General features: G+C 47.4%; 1 protein-coding gene. It reads left to right on the top strand.

The window, feature by feature from the left end:
* Positions 1-117: 117 nt before the first annotated feature.
* Positions 118-449, top strand: a 332-nt coding sequence (locus BCY78_RS25085; RefSeq protein ID WP_145925761.1) for an ABC transporter substrate-binding protein, incomplete at its 3' end; no start/stop codon positions are given.

The following is a 449-nucleotide window of genomic DNA, read 5'->3' as shown; positions in this document are numbered from 1 at the left end:
TCTATATCATTGGCGTTTTTCTTTGTTATGACGCTCATGATGTTCAGATCCCAAAGATACTCAGATTTTTCCATATCACTCCAGCTTTCCCGGAAGTTACTACTTGGCTTTTTATTTATGGTCACCGCCATTCAGGAAGCTTCTGCCGAGCAGCGTATCGTCGAACACTCCATGGGCAGCACCAAAGTCTCCGGCACACCTGTCAAGGTAGTAACGCTGTTTCAGGGAGCAACGGATACAGCCGTTGCATTAGGTGTTATTCCGGTCGGCGTCGTTGATTCCTGGGTGCAACAGCCAACCTATAAATATCTGCGTAAGGATCTGGCTGACGTGCCCCATGTCGGACTGGAATCCCAACCGAATCTAGAAGTCATTGCCGGTCTTCAACCAGATCTCATTGTGGCTTCGAAAAGAAGACATGAAAAAATTTACGGCCACTTGTCCCAGAT

The sequence above is a fragment of the Pararhodobacter sp. CCB-MM2 genome, from assembly GCF_001691415.1.
Taxonomy (GTDB): Bacteria; Pseudomonadota; Alphaproteobacteria; order Rhodobacterales; family Rhodobacteraceae; genus Pararhodobacter.
Note: the sequence above shows the minus strand (reverse complement) of the source record. Positions and strands in the feature narration are given on the sequence as shown.